The 17686-nt window shown below is 55.0% G+C and carries 15 protein-coding genes; 9 read left to right on the forward strand and 6 right to left on the reverse strand.

Annotated features, from left to right (window positions below):
• Window positions 1-5: 5 nt before the first annotated feature.
• Window positions 6-3809, forward strand: coding sequence for an AsmA2 domain-containing protein YhdP (gene yhdP, locus FU672_RS11165; RefSeq protein WP_148243302.1), 3804 nt, complete (start codon window positions 6-8; stop codon window positions 3807-3809).
• Window positions 3810-3893: 84 nt separating this feature from the next.
• The gene (tldD, locus tag FU672_RS11170; protein WP_029740073.1) at window positions 3894-5339 is read left to right on the forward strand and encodes a metalloprotease TldD; all 1446 of its coding nucleotides are present in this window, start codon (window positions 3894-3896) and stop codon (window positions 5337-5339) included.
• Window positions 5340-5386: 47 nt separating this feature from the next.
• Here the strand turns inward: tldD and FU672_RS11175 are convergent, their stop codons facing one another.
• A complete protein-coding gene (locus FU672_RS11175) occupies window positions 5387-6001 on the reverse strand; it encodes a YagU family protein (RefSeq protein WP_032642433.1) in 615 nt (204 codons plus the stop codon).
• Between the two features lie 219 nt (window positions 6002-6220).
• Complete coding sequence (aaeR, locus tag FU672_RS11180) at window positions 6221-7147, reverse strand: HTH-type transcriptional activator AaeR (protein WP_023616809.1); 927 nt, start codon at window positions 7145-7147, stop codon at window positions 6221-6223.
• 179 nt (window positions 7148-7326) lie between these two features.
• Here aaeR and aaeX point away from each other — a divergent pair, with 179 nt between their 5' ends.
• The 5 genes from aaeX (at window position 7327) to FU672_RS11205 (ending at window position 12306) form a co-directional block, all read left to right on the forward strand.
• Window positions 7327-7530, forward strand: a complete 204-nt coding sequence (gene aaeX / locus FU672_RS11185) for a p-hydroxybenzoic acid efflux pump operon protein AaeX (RefSeq protein WP_003860416.1) — start codon at window positions 7327-7329, stop codon at window positions 7528-7530.
• Window positions 7531-7537: 7 nt separating this feature from the next.
• Window positions 7538-8470 (forward strand): p-hydroxybenzoic acid efflux pump subunit AaeA, encoded by a 933-nt coding sequence (aaeA, locus tag FU672_RS11190; RefSeq protein ID WP_148243303.1) that lies wholly within the window; start codon window positions 7538-7540, stop codon window positions 8468-8470.
• A 5-nt stretch (window positions 8471-8475) separates the two neighbouring features.
• Complete coding sequence (aaeB, locus tag FU672_RS11195; RefSeq protein WP_148243304.1) at window positions 8476-10443, forward strand: p-hydroxybenzoic acid efflux pump subunit AaeB; 1968 nt, start codon at window positions 8476-8478, stop codon at window positions 10441-10443.
• A 90-nt stretch (window positions 10444-10533) separates the two neighbouring features.
• Window positions 10534-11988: an NAD-dependent succinate-semialdehyde dehydrogenase gene (locus FU672_RS11200; protein ID WP_148243305.1), complete on the forward strand. Its 1455-nt coding sequence runs from the start codon at window positions 10534-10536 to the stop codon at window positions 11986-11988.
• A gap of 45 nt (window positions 11989-12033) precedes the next feature.
• Window positions 12034-12306 carry a barstar family protein gene (locus FU672_RS11205; RefSeq protein ID WP_148243306.1) on the forward strand — a complete coding sequence of 91 codons (273 nt, stop codon included), beginning with the start codon at window positions 12034-12036 and terminating at the stop codon, window positions 12304-12306.
• Between the two features lie 62 nt (window positions 12307-12368).
• Here the strand turns inward: FU672_RS11205 and yhcN (FU672_RS11210) are convergent, their stop codons facing one another.
• The 3 genes from yhcN (FU672_RS11210) to argR form a co-directional block, all read right to left on the reverse strand.
• Window positions 12369-12635: a peroxide/acid stress response protein YhcN gene (gene yhcN / locus FU672_RS11210; protein ID WP_032659672.1), complete on the reverse strand. Its 267-nt coding sequence runs from the start codon at window positions 12633-12635 to the stop codon at window positions 12369-12371.
• 111 nt (window positions 12636-12746) lie between these two features.
• The gene (yhcN, locus tag FU672_RS11215; protein ID WP_023309389.1) at window positions 12747-13010 is read right to left on the reverse strand and encodes a peroxide/acid stress response protein YhcN; all 264 of its coding nucleotides are present in this window, start codon (window positions 13008-13010) and stop codon (window positions 12747-12749) included.
• 375 nt (window positions 13011-13385) lie between these two features.
• Window positions 13386-13856: a transcriptional regulator ArgR gene (gene argR, locus FU672_RS11220; protein ID WP_148243307.1), complete on the reverse strand. Its 471-nt coding sequence runs from the start codon at window positions 13854-13856 to the stop codon at window positions 13386-13388.
• A 397-nt stretch (window positions 13857-14253) separates the two neighbouring features.
• On the opposite strand from argR, the gene mdh reads away from it, so the two are divergent.
• Both mdh and FU672_RS11230 read left to right on the forward strand, forming a co-directional pair.
• Window positions 14254-15192 carry a malate dehydrogenase gene (mdh, locus tag FU672_RS11225; RefSeq protein ID WP_023309387.1) on the forward strand — a complete coding sequence of 313 codons (939 nt, stop codon included), beginning with the start codon at window positions 14254-14256 and terminating at the stop codon, window positions 15190-15192.
• A 116-nt stretch (window positions 15193-15308) separates the two neighbouring features.
• A complete protein-coding gene (locus FU672_RS11230) occupies window positions 15309-16313 on the forward strand; it encodes an IS110 family RNA-guided transposase (protein WP_148243308.1) in 1005 nt (334 codons plus the stop codon).
• A gap of 289 nt (window positions 16314-16602) precedes the next feature.
• On the opposite strand, the gene degS is transcribed toward FU672_RS11230, so the two are convergent.
• Window positions 16603-17670: an outer membrane-stress sensor serine endopeptidase DegS gene (gene degS / locus FU672_RS11235; RefSeq protein ID WP_047347673.1), complete on the reverse strand. Its 1068-nt coding sequence runs from the start codon at window positions 17668-17670 to the stop codon at window positions 16603-16605.
• Window positions 17671-17686: the final 16 nt, after the last annotated feature.

Genomic DNA, 17686 nt, shown 5'->3' on the forward strand with positions numbered 1-17686 from the left:
GATGCGTGAGGCGATTGCCGGGGATTTTATTGCTTACAGGGGCAACGCTGGTCGTGATTGTCGCGTTGCTCGTGAGCGGGCTACGCCTCGTATTACCGCATCTGGACAGCTGGCGTCCGCAGCTGCTGGCTAAAATCGAATCCACCACCGGCGTGCCGGTGAACGTGAGCCAGATAAGCGCTAACTGGCAGAATTTTGGCCCGACGCTCGATGTCCGGGATATCAACGCCAGCCTGAAAGATGGCGGCTACCTGAAAATCAAACGCGTGACCCTGGCGCTGGACGTCTGGCAAAGCCTGCTGCATCTGCGCTGGCAGTTTCGCGATCTCACCTTTTATCAACTCCAGTTCCTGACCAATACGCCGTTGTCTGGCGGCGATAGCGGTCAGGGTCTTGAAGCCAACCGCTTCAGCGATCTTTTCCTCCGCCAGTTCGATCATTTCGATCTGCGCGACAGCGAAGTGAGCTTTATTACCCTTTCCGGCCAGCGCGCCGAACTGGCGATCCCTCAGTTGACCTGGCTCAATGGCAAGGATCGGCACCGCGCCGAGGGGCAGGTCAATCTCTCAAGCCTGAACGGCCAGCACGGCGTGATGCAGGTGCGTATGGATCTGCGGGACGATGACGGCCTGTTAAACAACGGCAAAGTCTGGCTGCAGGCCGACGATGTGGACGTGAAGCCGTGGCTGGGCGACTGGATCCAGCAAAATATGCAGCTGGAGACTGCCCGTTTCAGTCTTGAAGGCTGGCTGACCCTGACCAAAGGCGAATTTGCCAGCGGCGATATCTGGCTCAAGCAGGGGGGGGCAAGCTGGAAAGGTGAAAAACAGCAGCATCAGCTTTCCGTCGATAACCTCACCGCGCACGTGACGCAGGAGAAAGAGGGCTGGCAGTTTGCCATTCCGGATACGCGCATCACCATGGACGGCAAGCCGTGGCCGCGCGGTGCGCTGACGCTGGCCTGGATGCCGGAGCAGGACGTCGGTGGCGCGGCCAGTAAACGCAGCGACGAGCTGCGCATCCGCGCCAGCAACCTGGATTTGGCTGCCATTGAAGGCCTGCGCTCGATGGCGGCAAAGCTCTCTCCGGACCTGGGCGAGATCTGGCTGGCAACGCAGCCGAGCGGAAAGATTGACGCCCTGGCGCTGGATATTCCGCTACAGGCGACGGAAAAAACCCGCTTCCAGGCAACATGGAAAGACCTTGCCTGGAAGCAGTGGAAGCTGCTGCCGGGGGCGGAGCACTTTAGCGGCAAGCTGGAAGGCAGCGTGGAAAACGGCAGGCTGACGGTTGATATGCACGACGCCAAAATGCCTTACGAGACGGTCTTCCGCGCGCCGCTGGAAATCGAACAGGGCAGCGCGGTACTTAACTGGCTCCGTAACGATAAGGGTTTCCAGCTTGATGGCCGCCATATCGATGTGAAAGCCAAAGCGGTGCACGCGCGCGGCGATTTCCGCTATCTGCAGCCTGAAGGTGATGAGCCGTGGCTGGGTATTCTGGCCGGGATCAGTACCAATGACGGCTCTCAGGCCTGGCGCTACTTCCCGGAAAACCTGATGGGAAAAGCCCTGGTAGACTATCTCAGCGGCGCGATTCAGGGCGGTCAGGCGGACAATGCCACGCTGGTCTACGGCGGTAATCCACATCTTTTCCCGTACAAACATAATGAAGGCCAGTTCCAGGTGCTGGTGCCGCTGCATAACGCTACCTTCGCGTTCCAGCCCGGCTGGCCCGCGCTGAAAAACCTGGATATCGAACTCAACTTCCTCAATGACGGATTGTGGATGAAGTCCGACAGCGTGGCGCTGGGCGGCGTGACGGCCAGCAACCTGACGGCCAACATCCCGGACTACTCCAAAGAGAAGCTGCTGATTGATGCCGATATCAACGGCCCGGGCAAAGCGGTGGGACCGTATTTTGAGGAGACGCCGTTGAAAGAGTCGCTGGCGGCGACGCTTCAGCAGCTGCAGCTTGATGGCGATGTGAATGCTCGCTTACATCTTGATATCCCGCTGGACGGGGAGATGACCACCGCCAAAGGTGATGTCCGCCTGAAGAACAACAGTCTGTTCATCAAACCCCTTGAGAGCACACTGAAAAATCTCAGCGGGCAGTTCAGCTTTGAGAACGGTAACCTTAAGAGCGAGCCGCTTACGGCCAGCTGGTTTAATCAGCCCGTTAATATTGACTTCACGACTAGCGAGGGTGAAAAGGCTTATCAGGTGGCCGTCAATCTGGATGGCAACTGGCAGCCAGCGCATATGGACGTCCTGCCGAAGCCCATTGAGGCGTCAGTGGAGGGGGCGGTCGCCTGGCAGGGTAAAGTGGCAATCGACCTGCCTTATCACGCGGGTGCTCAGTATAAAGTCGACATCACGGGCGATCTGAAAAACCTTCAGAGCCAACTGCCTGCGCCGCTGGATAAACAGGCTGGACAGCCGCTGCCGGTAAAGCTGAACGTCGATGGCAACCTGAACAGCTTCGAGCTGACCGGAAACGCGGGTGGGACAAACCACTTCAACAGCCGCTGGCTGCTTAACCGCAAGCTCACCCTCGACAAAGCCATCTGGACAACGGATAGCCACTCTACGCCGCCGCTGCCGGAGCAGGCGGGCATTGAGCTGAATCTCCCGCCGATGGACGGTGCAGAGTGGCTGGCGCTGTTCCAGAAAGGCGTTGGGCAAAACGTTGATGAAACCGCCCAGTTCCCGCAAACCATTACCGTACGTACGCCGTCGCTGATGCTGGGCGGGCAGCAGTGGAACAACCTGAGCATTGTCTCACAGCCTGCCGCTAACGGTACGAAAGTGGAGGCCCAGGGCAGGGAGATCAACGGCACGCTGACCATGCGCAATCACGCACCGTGGCAGGCGGCGATCCGCTACCTCTACTACAACCCGGCAAGCGCCGCAGGCGGGAAAGATAAACCGACAGAGACGTTGCCGTTGAGTCATGCCTCCCGCGTCGATTTTAGCGGCTGGCCCGATCTCCAGCTGCGCTGTGCGGAGTGCTGGCTGTGGGGGCAGAAATATGGCCGTATCGACGGTGATTTCACTATTCAGGCAAACACGCTTACGCTCTCCGGCGGCCTGGTTGATACCGGCTTTGGCCGCATGACGGCCGCAGGGGAATGGGTGAATAACCCGGGCGAGCAGCGAACTTCCCTGAAGGGCGACATTAAAGGCAGCAAACTGGATGCGGCAGCCAATTTCTTTGGTATCAGCACGCCGCTACGCGGCTCGTCATTTAACGTTGATTACGATCTTCACTGGCGTGACGCCCCATGGAAGCCGGATGAGGCCTCGCTGAACGGCATTTTGAAAACCCACTTTGGCAAAGGTGAAATTGCCGACGTGAGCACGGGGCGCGCCGGGCAGATCCTGCGTCTGCTGAGTTTTGATGCGCTGCTGCGCAAGCTGCGCTTCGATTTCAGCGATACCTTCAGCGAAGGTTTCTACTACGATTCCATCCGCAGTACGGCGTGGATCAAGGACGGCGTTATGCATACGGACGACACGCTGGTGGATGGCCTGGAAGCGGATATCGCCATGAAAGGCTCCGTCAACCTCGTGCGTCGCGAGCTGGATATGGAAGCCGTGGTAGCACCGGAAATTTCCGCGAGCGTGGGCGTTGCGGCGGCCTTTGTGGTGAACCCGATTGTTGGTGCGGCGGTGTTTGCCGCCAGTAAAGTGCTGGGTCCACTCTGGAGCAAGGTCTCCATTCTGCGCTACCGCATTACCGGTCCGGTAGATAAACCGCAGATTAACGAGGTGCTGCGCCAGCCGCGCAAAGATGCACAGCAATGATTTGACGTGGGCAGGTAATTGCCTCACTCTCAATAAATACGATCTTTATACCGCCACGGGCGGCAACGAACGAGTAGCAATACGATGAGTCTGAACCTGGTAAGTGAACATTTGCTCGCAGCGAACGGCCTGAGCCATCAGGACCTGTTCTCCATTCTTGGTCAACTGACCGAACGCCGTCTCGACTACGGCGACCTTTATTTCCAGTCGAGCTATCACGAATCCTGGGTTTTAGAAGACAGCATCATCAAAGATGGCTCCTACAACATCGACCAGGGCGTCGGCGTCCGTGCCGTCAGCGGCGAAAAAACCGGTTTTGCCTATGCCGATCAGATTAGCCTCACCGCACTTGAGCAGAGCGCGCAGGCCGCGCGTACCATTGTGCGTGATACCGGCGATGGTCGCGTGAAAACCCTGGGAGAAGTGCAGCACTCTGCGCTCTATACCAGCATCGATCCGCTGCAGAGCATGAGCCGTGAAGAGAAGCTGGATATCCTGCGTCGCGTGGACAAAGTGGCGCGCGCTGCGGATAAACGCGTGCAGGAAGTTTCTGCCAGCCTGAGCGGTGTGTATGAGTTGATTCTGGTTGCGGCAACGGACGGTACCCTGGCGGCAGATGTTCGCCCGCTGGTGCGTCTCTCCATTAGCGTGCAGGTCGATGACGACGGCAAACGCGAGCGCGGCTCAAGCGGCGGCGGCGGTCGTTTCGGCTATGACTGGTTCCTGGGCGACGTTGACGGTGAAGCACGTGCTGACGCGTGGGCAAAAGAAGCCGTGCGCATGGCGCTGGTGAATCTGAATGCCGTCGCGGCGCCAGCGGGCTCATTCCCGGTGGTGCTGGGTGCTGGCTGGCCGGGCGTGCTGTTGCACGAGGCGGTGGGCCACGGTCTGGAAGGCGACTTTAATCGTCGCGGGACGTCCGTGTTCAGCGGTCAGATTGGGCAACTTGTCTCCTCGGAGCTGTGCACCGTTGTGGATGACGGCACTATGCGCGATCGTCGCGGCTCGGTGGCTATCGACGATGAAGGTACGCCAGGTCAGTACAATGTGCTGATCGAAAACGGCGTTCTGAAAGGTTACATGCAGGACAAACTCAACGCGCGCCTTATGGGCGTGGCGCCGACGGGCAACGGACGCCGTGAATCTTACGCGCACCTGCCGATGCCGCGCATGACCAACACTTACATGCTGCCGGGCAAATCCACGCCGCAGGAGATTATCGAATCCGTTGATTACGGTATCTTTGCGCCAAACTTTGGCGGCGGCCAGGTGGACATCACCTCCGGTAAGTTTGTTTTCTCCACGTCAGAAGCGTATCTGATCGAGAAAGGCAAAGTGACCAAAGCGGTGAAAGGTGCGACGCTGATTGGCTCCGGTATTGAAGCCATGCAGCAGATCTCCATGGTCGGTAACGATCTGAAGCTGGATAACGGCGTGGGCGTCTGCGGTAAAGAGGGTCAGAGCCTGCCGGTTGGCGTGGGCCAGCCAACGCTGAAAGTGGACAACCTGACGGTGGGCGGTACAGCCTGACCTGACCCTGCATAAAAAAATGGCGCTACTGATGTAGCGCCTTTTTTTTAACGTAAATTACCCAGCGGTATCTCCGGATCTGGCTCGTGAGTGATGCGATTACGCAAATCACGACGAATGATTTCGATCGACCAGAACCAGACCAGATGGCCCACGATCTCTGACACGTGTTCATACCACGGCAGCTCAAACAGCGGCGGCGTCAGCCCCATCAGAGGGAAGGAGATCATATGAACAAAAAGCTGGGCTAACGCACCTGCCAGCAAACCCTGCCAGAGTTTAATTTTCGGGAAGACTTCAGCAACTACACAATAACCTACAGCGAACACGATTGAGAAAATAATATGTGTTACGCCGACCCAGTTAAATATATGTCCGGCAAATGTATAAACCGCCGCGTTAGGGTCGACGACGCCCAGCCAGTCACGTAAAAATACATAGGGAGGATTTAAAAAATTACGTGAGCAGTCAATCTGGCTTGCGGCTCTTATTAATTGCTCAGGCCCGCATGCGCCGGTAAATAAATCTGTCGGACTGCGTGGCGGAAGCGGCACCTCGGCTCCCCATTTGACAAACGCGGAGACAATCCCTGCAATTAAACCGATGAACGCGGCGAGCCCATAGCGCCTGCGTGAAGGCGGTGTTTGTTCAAATAGATTCATTTCTTTTCCTTGTTTAACGTCATCCTGCGGAATACATTTTATTATTCATATCAGCAACAAATTAATAACAGTCTGAAAAGCAGACTGTTTATAAGGTAAAGGGCAGGCGGCGTCAGTGTCAATTCGCTATTCCTGATAGTGGCGAAGGAATATTCCAGAATGCAGATGGGTTCCATCCTGGAAATATTCATTGCTCATATACTTTCAGGGATAAATCGATTATTCCTTCCTTCTTCCGCGCATCCCCTGAAACAGCTCCGCCACGTCCACAAAATACTCGGTCAGATAGTTAATACACACCTGTACCTTGAGCGGGAGTTTGTCTTTTTCGGTATACAGGGCGTACACCGGTCGCGGATCGGACTGGTAGCGCGGGAAGAGGATCTCCAGCACGCCGCTGTTGATCTCGTTGATCACCCACATTAACGGCACGTAGGCGATCCCGGCGCCGGCCACCAGCCAGCGCGAAATGGTCATCGGATCGTTAGTGACAAACCGCCCTTCCGGCAACAGTTTGGTGGAGATCCCTTCCGGGGCAATCAGCTCAAATTCATTATCGGGCCGCACGCTGTACTCCAGCCACGAGTGGTTGGTGAGATCGGCGGGTTTTTCCGGAACACCGTACTGTGCCAGATAACTTTTCGAGGCGCAGACGACCATCGGCATGCTGCCCAGCCGTCGCGAGAACAGGCTGGAATCCTGCAACGCGCCGACGCGGATCACCACGTCCAGCCCGTCGGCAATCAGATCCGGCGCCGGGATACCCGTCACCAGATTGACGGTAAGCCCTGGGTACTCTTTCAGCATATCCGCCGTCATGGCAGCGAGAACATTTTGTGCCATAGTTGAAGAACACCCGATGCGCAGCGTGCCGATGGGGGTGTTGTTGAAGGCATAGAGCTGCTCGTGAACATCCTGCACTTCAAGCAGCATGCGGCGACAACCCTGATAGTAAATTTTACCCGCTTCCGTCAGCCCAATGCTGCGGGTACTGCGGTTGAGCAGCTTGACCTGAAGCTCATCTTCCAGTTTGGACACCGTCTGGCTGATGGATGAGACGCTCATCTGAAGCTGGCGTGCAGCAGCGGTAAAAGAGCCCAGTTCAACCACTTTGGCGAAGACCGACATGCGTTTTAAACGTTCCATTGTTCACTCTGGCTTAAAAGTGATTTAGATCACATATTATAGATAACAGCATAACAGTTACGTTAATATATTATTAATTACATAACGGCTGCGCCATTCTCGCCCGGCGTTTCTTGCTCTCCTGCGGTGGCGTGCGCTTAAAAATTCTGAAGCCTGCACTCTCTCTTATCAAGGTCAACATGAGTCTGTTTCCCGTTATCGTGGTGTTCGGTCTGTCGTTCCCACCGATATTTTTCGAGCTTCTTTTATCACTGGCGATCTTCTGGCTGGTGCGCAAGGTGCTGGTCCCTACCGGGATCTACGATTTTGTCTGGCACCCTGCATTGTTTAATACCGCGCTGTATTGCTGCCTGTTTTACCTGATATCGCGCATGTTTGTCTGAGGTTGATGTGAAAACGCTAACAAGAAAAATCTCCCGCACTGCCATCACGATGGCGCTGGTTATCCTCGCCTTCATCGCTATTTTTCGCGCCTGGGTTTATTACACCGAATCGCCGTGGACGCGTGATGCACGCTTCAGCGCCGATGTGGTGGCAATCGCCCCTGACGTGGCCGGTCTTATCACGGCGGTCAACGTCCACGATAACCAACTGGTGAAGAAAGATCAGGTCCTGTTCACCATCGACCAGCCTCGTTACCAGAAAGCGCTGGAAGAGGCGGAAGCGGACGTGTCCTATTACCAGGCGCTGGCTGCGGAGAAACGCCGCGAGGCAGGCCGCCGTAATCAGCTGGGTGTTCAGGCAATGTCCCGCGAAGAGATTGACCAGTCCAACAATGTGCTGCAAACCGTGCTGCACCAGCTGGCGAAAGCGCAAGCAACGCGCGATCTGGCGAAGCTCGATCTGGAACGCACCGTAATCCGCGCGCCGTCGGATGGCTGGGTGACCAACCTGAACGTCTATGCCGGGGAATTCATTACCCGTGGCTCAACCGCCGTGGCGCTGGTTAAACAGAACTCCTTCTACGTGCTCGCCTATATGGAAGAGACCAAGCTGGAAGGCGTGCGCCCAGGTTTCCGGGCGGAAATTACGCCGCTCGGCAGCAACCGCGTCTTTAAAGGTACCGTCGACAGCGTTGCAGCAGGGGTGACTAACTCCAGCAGCTCTAACGATGCCAAAGGGATGGCGACGGTAGATTCCAACCTGGAGTGGGTGCGTCTGGCCCAGCGCGTGCCGGTACGCATCCATCTCGATGAGCAGCAGGGCAACCTGTGGCCTGCGGGGACCACGGCGACGGTGGTGATTACCGGTGAAAAGGACCGCGATGCCAGCCAGGACTCAATCTTCCGTAAAATCGCCCACCGCCTGCGCGAGTTTGGTTAATCGCTATGGGTATCTTTTCCATCGCCAGCCAGCACATTCGCTTCGCCGTGAAGCTGGCGTGCGCCATTGTGCTGGCGCTGTTTGTCGGCTTCCACTTCCAGCTTGAAACTCCTCGCTGGGCGGTGTTGACGGCCGCCATTGTCGCGGCGGGTCCTGCCTTCGCCGCGGGCGGGGAGCCCTATTCTGGTGCGATCCGCTATCGCGGGATGCTGCGTATCATCGGGACGTTTATTGGTTGTTTCGCGGCGCTGACCATTATTATTTTGATGATCCGCACCCCGCTGCTGATGCTGATGGTCTGCTGTATCTGGGCGGGTTTCTGCACCTGGATCTCGTCTCTGGTGAAAGTGGAGAACTCTTATGCCTGGGGGCTGGCGGGCTATACCGCGCTGATTATTGTCATCACCATTCAGTCTGAACCGCTGCTCGCCCCGCAGTTTGCGGTTGAACGCTGCAGCGAGATTGTGATTGGTATTGTCAGTGCGATCATCGCTGACCTGCTTTTCTCCCCGCGCTCCATCAAGCAGGAAGTCGACCTTGAGCTTGACGCGCTGATTGTTGCCCAGTACCAGCTGATGCAGCTCTGCATTAAGCATGGTGATAGCGAAGAGGTGGATAAAACCTGGAGCGGGCTGGTACGTCGTACGCAGGCGCTGGAAGGGATGCGCAGCAACCTTAACATGGAGTCCTCGCGCTGGGCTCGCGCGAATCGTCGTCTGAAAGCCCTCAACACCGTCTCTCTGACGTTGATTACCCAGGCATGTGAAACCTATCTGATTCAGAACACCCGGCCGGAAGTGGTCACCGATACGTTCCGCGAACTGTTTGCCGAGCCGGTGGAAACTGTGCAGGACGTGCATAAGCAGCTTAAGCGCATGCGCAGAGTCATTGCCTGGACAGGGGAGCGCGACACGCCGGTCACTATCTACACCTGGGTCGGCGCCGCGACGCGCTATCTGCTGCTGAAACGCGGCGTGATCGGTAACACCAAAATCAGCGCGGCGGAAGAAGAGGTGCTGCAGGGTGAAGTGGTGATCAAGGCGGAATCCGCCGAGCGCCATCACGCCATGGTCAATTTCTGGCGTACGACGCTTGCCTGCATGCTCGGCACGCTGTTCTGGCTGTGGACGGGCTGGACGTCCGGCAGCGGCGCGATGGTGATGATTGCCGTCGTGACCGCACTGGCGATGCGTCTGCCTAACCCGCGTATGGTCGCCATTGATTTCCTCTACGGCACCATTGCCGCCCTGCCGATAGGCGCGCTCTATTTCCTGGTCATCATCCCGTCGACGCAACAGAGCATGCTGCTGCTCTGTATTAGCCTGGCGGTAATGGCGTTCTTTATCGGCATTGAAGTGCAAAAGCGGCGTCTGGGATCGCTCGGGGCGCTGGCGAGCACGATTAACATCATCGTGCTCGATAACCCGATGACCTTCCATTTCAGTCAGTTTCTCGACAGCGCGTTAGGTCAGCTGGTGGGCTGTTTCCTGGCCATGATGGTGATACTGCTGGTACGGGATAACTCGCAGGCAAGAACGGGCCGCGTGTTGTTGAATCAGTTCGTGTCGGCTGCCGTGTCGTCGATGACCACCAATACAGCGCGCCGTAAAGAGAACCACCTGCCTGCACTCTACCAGCAGCTGTTTTTACTGCTGAACAAGTTCCCGGGCGATATCGCGAAGTTCCGCCTGGCGTTAACCATGATCATCGCGCACCAGCGTCTGCGTAACGCACCCGTGCCGATCAACGACGATCTGTCGGCCTGGCACCGCCAGTTACGTCGTACCGCCGATCACGTGCTTTCCGCCAGCAGCGATGACAAACGGCGTCGTTACTTTACGCAGCTGCTTGAAGAGCTCGATATCTACCAGGAGAAGCTCAAGCACTGGGAGGCACCGCCTCAGGTGACCGAGCCGGTAGGACGGCTGGTGTTTATGCTGCATCGCTACCAGAATGCCCTCACGGACAACTGACAGAAGTAAAAAAACCGACGCCAAAAGCGTCGGTTTTTTTGTGGCTATACTTATTCCAGCACGTTCTTACATTTCAGAAAGGGAGAACACATGACGACTCAGGCGCTTCAGGACCACATCCTTTTTCAGACCGGTTATCTGGTCAACGGAATCTGGAAAACGCTGGACACGACGTTTGATGTGCTGAACCCCGCGACCGGTGAGGTCATTGCTAAAGTCGCAAAAGCGGGTAAAGCGCAAACCGAAGACGCTATCGCAGCGGCTACCAAAGCCTTCCCTGCATGGCGTGCCAAAACCGCGAAAGAACGCTCGGCCATTCTCTACCGCTGGTACGAACTGATTATTGAGAATAAAGGCTGGCTCGGGCGGTTAATGACCACCGAACAGGGCAAACCCCTGAAAGAAGCGGAGGGAGAGGTCGAGTACGCCGCCAGCTTTATCCAGTGGTTTGCCGAAGAGGCCAAACGCGCGAACGGTGAAATTATTCCACCGATCAAACCCGGCTCGCGCATTCTGGCGACCCGTGAACCCATTGGTGTGGTCGCGGCGATTACGCCGTGGAACTTCCCGATGGCCATGCTCACCCGCAAGTTAGGCCCGGCGCTGGCAGCAGGATGTACCGGGGTGATCAAACCGGCCAATAACACACCGCTCAGTGCCTTTGCGCTGCTTACGCTGGCTAAACAGGCCGGTGTACCCGACGGTGTTCTCAACGCCGTAGCCGGGAATACGCATGAGATCAGCGATGCGATCATGGCAAGCCGCGACGTGCGTAAAATCTCCTTTACCGGTTCAACCTCCGTCGGCAAAACGCTGGTGCGTAACGCTGCAGAAACCATGAAAAAAGTCTCGATGGAGCTGGGGGGAAATGCTCCGTATATCGTTTTTGAGGATGCGGACATCGACGCTGCGGTTAAGGGCGCTATCGCCAACAAATTCCGCAATGCCGGGCAGGTCTGCGTCAGCGTGAACCGTTTTTATATTCAGGAAACCGTCTACGATAAATTTGTGAATAAACTTGCCGATGCGGTGAATGCGCTGAAGGTGGGTAATGGTCTTGAAGAGGGGGTGGTCGTCGGGCCGCTGATTGAACCTTCTGCGGTCAACAAGGTGCGTGAGCATGTCGACGATGCCGTTGCCCGCGGCGCAACCATACTGGCAGGGGGTAAGCCCCATCCGCTTGGCGGGAATTTCTGGATGCCAACCGTACTGGGCGATTGCCATGAAGGCATGAAGCTGGCAGAAGAAGAGACGTTTGGCCCGGTGGCGGCGTGCTTCCGTTTCACCTCGGAGGATGAAGTCATCCAGCGCGCCAACAACACACCCTATGGGCTGGCGGCTTACTTCTACACCCAGAATCTCTCACGGGTCTTCCGCGTTTCACAGGCAATCGAGAGCGGGATGATTGGCATTAACGAGTGCGCCGTCTCCACGGAGCTCGGGCCCTTTGGCGGCGTAAAAGAGTCAGGCCTTGGACGAGAGGGCTCCGTGCTGGGGCTGGAAGAGTATCTGGAAGTTAAAACCCTGCATATTGGGGGATTATAATAAACAGGGCGGCATCTGCCGCTCGCCTGGACTGGGTGGCTGGCAATGAAAACCTATATGTTTGATTTTGACGAGATCGACAGTCAGGAAGACTTCTACCGTGAATTTATCCGGGTGTTTGATCTTGAAAGGGAAAGCGTGACGAATCTGGATACGCTATGGGACGTGGTCACCGGCAGTTTGTTGCCGCTACCGCTGGAAATTGAGTTTATCCATTTGCCCGATAAGCTGCGTAGACGTTTTGGCGCGCTGATATTGCTGTTCGATGAAGCGGAAGAAGAGCTTGAAGGGCAACTGCGCTTTAACGCGCGGCATTGAATGAAAAAAAGCCCCTGACCATGAGGCCAGGGGCAAGTCGTATGATGAGATACGACGAGGGTTTATTTATACAGCTCAGCCGTTGCATGCCAGTGGTCACCCTGATTCAGTTCGGTGACGCGATAGCTGCTGGCGCCTGCTTTTTCAGCTTTTGCGGCAAGTTCGTGACGAATATCCATCGGTGAACCGGTGACAGACGTTACGGAGACGCTGCCCATACGCTGTAGATTTTGAGCCTGATCGGCATTCACCTGCTGTACGGCTGCGCTCGCGCCGAAAGAGAGAACGGATGCCAGACCGAGGGTTGCGATGATCAATTTGGTTTTCATAGTCTTTACTCCTGAATAGGGTTTTTTACTCAACGGCGAGAAGGGTTGAACCGCTATTTTTATGCCTGGTGCCGTTGAGTGGAGATTTACGTTTTCAGTTATTACTAAAACTTATTTGTACAGCTCAGCGGTGGCGTGCCAGTGGTCACCAGAACGCGCTTCGATGATGCGATAGGATGACGCACCCTGTTCTTCCGCTTTTTTGTTCAGCATCTCATGCATGTCCATTGGCGATGTGCCGACCGCACCGACAGAAACCGTACCGATGGCCTGGCGGGATTGCGCCTGGTCAGCATTGATAGAGTCAGCAGCGAAAGCACCGAATGACAGGACAGACAGGACGCTCAGCGCCGCTACAGTTGATTTGATTTTCATGATTCTTACCTCGTCGAATTTTTTAGTGGGGTCTTGTTTCGTGACCCTCATCACAAAATCAAGTATACACTAATAACGGTAAAAATTAATACCAGACTAATGGTTTCTATTGTTATTACGTGTTAACCAGTCTATTTTTTATAACCAAATTGCATAATACTGAGTGATTTTTGTTCATTTATGATGGTTATATCTAATTAAATCATATGGATATCAGCTTTTGATTTTTTGTGCGATTTTTTGATTTAGCATTCACTGGATGAATGTTAATGGGTGGTAAAAAGCACTATTTGTCAAAGTGAAGGGCAGTAGAAAAGAGGGGGAAACGCAGCGGAAGCAGAACGATCCCCGCAGCGGCGCTACGGGGAGAGGGGATTAAAGTTCCTGTTCGAACAGAGCCAGAATCGCTTCGCGGATATCTTCCACGGAGAAACCGCTAGCCGGGATGGTAAAGATGGTGTCATCGCCGGCTATAGTCCCGAGGATACCCTCCGTTTTACCTACAGAGTCCAGCATGCGGGCAATCAGCTGTGCGGCACCAGGGCTTGTGTGGATCACCACAACGGCATCGTTATGATCGATATCCAGAACCAGATTTTTGAGCGGGCTGGAGGTGGTCGGCACGCCAAGTTCTGCCGGCAGGCAATAGACCATCTCCATCTTGGCGTTACGGGTACGCACCGCGCCAAATTTCGTTAACATGCGGGAGACTTTCGACTGATTGATGTTATCGAAGCCTTGTTCCTGCAGCGCCTGAACAATTTCTCCCTGAGAACTGAATTTCTCTTCTTTGAGTAGCGCCTTAAACGCCTTTACTAATTCTTCTTGCTTAGACGAGCTTCGCATAAGTCACCCGGAATATGACGATAGAAACAACATTATTATGCATGTGGATGAATTTTTATGCAAATTATCTACCCAGCGGTAGGCTGAAATAATGTTATGAAAGGGAGTGATTTTATCAGATTTCGTTATCAGAAAACATGCCTGGGTCACGCCGCGCAAATAAGCTTAAAAGTAAATTAAATGTTATCAAAATGATGTTGTTTTGGTGGCGGGGCAGGGTGTATTGTAACCACCTCTTAATGCGTTGCCCTCTGTCGTCAGATAGTCTTCTGATGAGAGATAAAGTCGTGTGACCTCAAATTCTTTAGCTACGAAAATTGTAATTATTTACTTGCTGAATTATGGTCGCCGCAACGGATTTACAGATACTTAAGTTAACCATAATAAGGAGTTTAGGATGAAAGTCGCAGTCCTCGGCGCTGCTGGTGGTATCGGCCAGGCGCTTGCCCTACTACTGAAAACCCAACTGCCTTCAGGCTCAGAACTCTCCCTGTACGATATTGCCCCGGTAACCCCAGGTGTGGCGGTTGACCTGAGCCACATCCCGACCGCTGTAAAAATCAAAGGCTTCTCCGGTGAAGATGCACGTCCTGCACTGCAGGGTGCCGACGTGGTGCTGATTTCTGCAGGCGTGGCGCGTAAGCCAGGCATGGATCGTTCAGACCTGTTCAACGTCAACGCGGGCATCGTGAAAAACCTGGTGCAGCAGATTGCAGAAATCTGCCCGAAAGCATGCATCGGTATCATCACTAACCCGGTGAACACCACTGTAGCTATCGCGGCAGAAGTGCTGAAGAAAGCGGGTGTTTACGACAAAAACAAACTGTTCGGCGTGACCACGCTGGATATCATCCGTTCCAACACCTTTGTTGCTGAGCTGAAAGGCAAACAGCCAACAGAAGTGGAAGTTCCGGTCATCGGCGGTCACTCTGGCGTCACCATCCTGCCTCTGCTGTCGCAGATCCCAGGCGTGAGCTTCACCGAGCAGGAAGTGGCTGACCTGACTAAACGCATCCAGAACGCGGGCACCGAAGTGGTGGAAGCGAAGGCGGGTGGCGGTTCTGCAACCCTGTCTATGGGCCAGGCGGCTGCACGTTTTGGTCTGTCACTGGTTCGCGCTCTGCAGGGCGAGAAAGGCGTTGTTGAATGCGCTTACGTTGAAGGTGATGGCGAACACGCTCGCTTCTTCTCTCAGCCGCTGCTGCTGGGTAAAAACGGTATCGAAGAGCGTAAATCCATTGGTACGCTGAGCGCGTTTGAACAACACGCGATGGAAGGCATGCTGGATACGCTGAAGAAAGATATCACCCTGGGCGAAGAGTTCGTTAACAAGTAAAACGAACCGTCTTCCGGTAAAAAAAACGGAGCTTATCGCTCCGTTTAATAAGATGGTCACCCCCACCCTGTGAGCGGTACGCTGACAGGGTGTTTTTCTTTCTGAAGGGGATCATCATGCAAAACGTTACGCTCATCGGTATTGACCTCGGCAAGCATTCGTTCCATGTCCACGCTCAGGATAAAAACGGTAATGCATTGCTGCGTAAGAAGTTTTCCCGCAACCAGTTAACCGCCTTTCTCTCTACTTGTGCCGCTTCTACCGTTGTTATGGAGTCCTGCGCCGGCGCACATTATATGGCCCGACACATCAGCCAGCTCGGCCATCAGGTGAAGCTCATTTCACCTCAGTTTGTTCGCCCATTTGTTAAGAGTAATAAGAACGATTTTATTGACGCCGAAGCCATTTGCGAAGCCGCTTCAAGGCCCTCCATGCGCTTCGTGACGCCGCGAACCGAAGACCAGCAGGCTATGTCAGCACTGCATCGCGTCCGTGATGCCCTCGTCAGAGAGCGTGTTAAAACCACCAACCAGATGCATGCTTTCCTGCTGGAGTTTGGCATTAGCATGCCGCGCGGCATCGCGGTTATCAGGCGTCTTGCCGCGGTGCTTGAAGAGCACGAACTGCCGCCTTATTTAGCTCGCTTGCTTATGCGGCTCCATCAGCATTACGCCTATCTTAGTGAACAGATTGAAGAGCTCGAACAAGAGTTAAAAACCCACATGGCGGATGACGATACCGCGCAGCGCCTGCTGACTATCCCCGGCGTTGGACTTATCACGGCAAGCCTTTTAGCCACGAAGCTTGGCGATGGAAAAAGTTATGCCAGTAGCAGGGACTTTGCAGCATCGACGGGGTTAGTCCCGCGTCAGTACAGCACTGGCGGAAAAAGTACGCTAATGGGCATCAGCAAGCGCGGGGATAAAAATCTGCGACGTCTTCTGGTGCAATGCGCTCGCGCTTTTATGCAACGACTTGAACACAATCAGGGGCGGCTGGCTGACTGGGCGAAGGCCCAGCTCTTGCGGCATCACTCGAACGTAGTGGCCTGCGGGTTAGCCAACAAACTGGCCCGAATAGCCTGGTCGGTGACAACCCATCGCACAGCCTTTATCCAATAAAAAGAGCTAACAGGGACGAACTGTTAGCTCTTAGGCGTTACGAAGTGACTTTCTGGTTTTGCGACGACTGATTATTGATGACATGAACGGCACAGCGACCTGCGGATGAACCTGACATAAAAAATGGCTCTTTGAAGCCGTCCGCTTTTTAAGGTTCTGCAGGCGCGGACTTCATCGTGGCGCGGGCAACGTAGTGTTGCCCATCAGACGCCGTATAGATTTAAGCAAGCCCATCATAAATCAAAATCGGTGTTGCAAAAATGGGGGTGACCATAGATTTTTATGCCTGTCAGTTCGTGGCCGGGTATTCCTGAATGGTGACGTGCAGCGTCAGTTTCTTATCGTTGCGCATGACCTCAACAGGGATGATAGAACCCGGGCGAATTTCTGCCACCTGATCCATCGTCTCCAGCGCGGAGACTGCCGGCGTGCCGTTGACCGACACAATGACATCATTAACCTGAATACCCGCATTAGCAGCCGGGCCACCAGGCGACACTTCATTCACCACAATCCCCTGAATCTGATCGATACCGCCGCCCTGGGTATGCATTGGTGCAATTTCGCGCCCGCCGATACCGATATAGCCGCGGATCACGCGTCCGTCGCGGATCAGTTTATCCATAATTTTGGTCGCCAACTGGAACGGAATGGCAAAGCCGATCCCTTCCGGCGTCTCACCGTCGTTACTCTTATCGAACGAGAGGGTATTGATGCCCATCAGCTCGCCCAGCGAGTTGACCAACGCCCCTCCGGAGTTACCGTGGTTGATTGAGGCATCGGTTTGCAGGAAGTTCTGCCGCCCGGAGGGGTTCAAACCGATACGACCGGTCGCGCTGATAATCCCCTGGGTGATGGTCTGGCCCAGGTTGTAAGGGTTACCGATAGCCAGTACGACGTCACCAATATGCGGGGTACGTTTACGGTTGATGGGGATGACCGGCAAACCGCCCGTGGCGTTAATTTTCAGGACGGCCAGGTCGGTCAGGCTGTCAGACCCAACGAGTAACGCCTCAAACACGCGGCCATCCTGCAGGGCGACGATGATCTGGTCGGCATCGTTAATCACGTGCTTGTTGGTAATAATGTAGCCGCGCTCGTCCATGATCACGCCGGAGCCGAGGGTACGGATCTCCAGCTGGTTATGGGCTGAGGTATTCAGGCCACGGTTATAGACGTTAACCACGGCAGGCGCGGCACGGCGGACGGCCTGGTTATAGGTGGCCGGGGTTTCATCCGTGCTATCGAACTGGGGAGCCGACAGTTTATTGAACTGACGTAAAGACGGCAGCGCCAGCAGCAGCAGGCCCGCGACAATCAAACCGATGACAATAGAACGTAAGAGCTTTAAAAGCATGATGCGCGTGTCGTTA

Origin of the sequence: Enterobacter asburiae (assembly GCF_008080435.1) — a bacterium.
Classification (GTDB): Bacteria; Pseudomonadota; Gammaproteobacteria; order Enterobacterales; family Enterobacteriaceae; genus Enterobacter; species Enterobacter asburiae_C.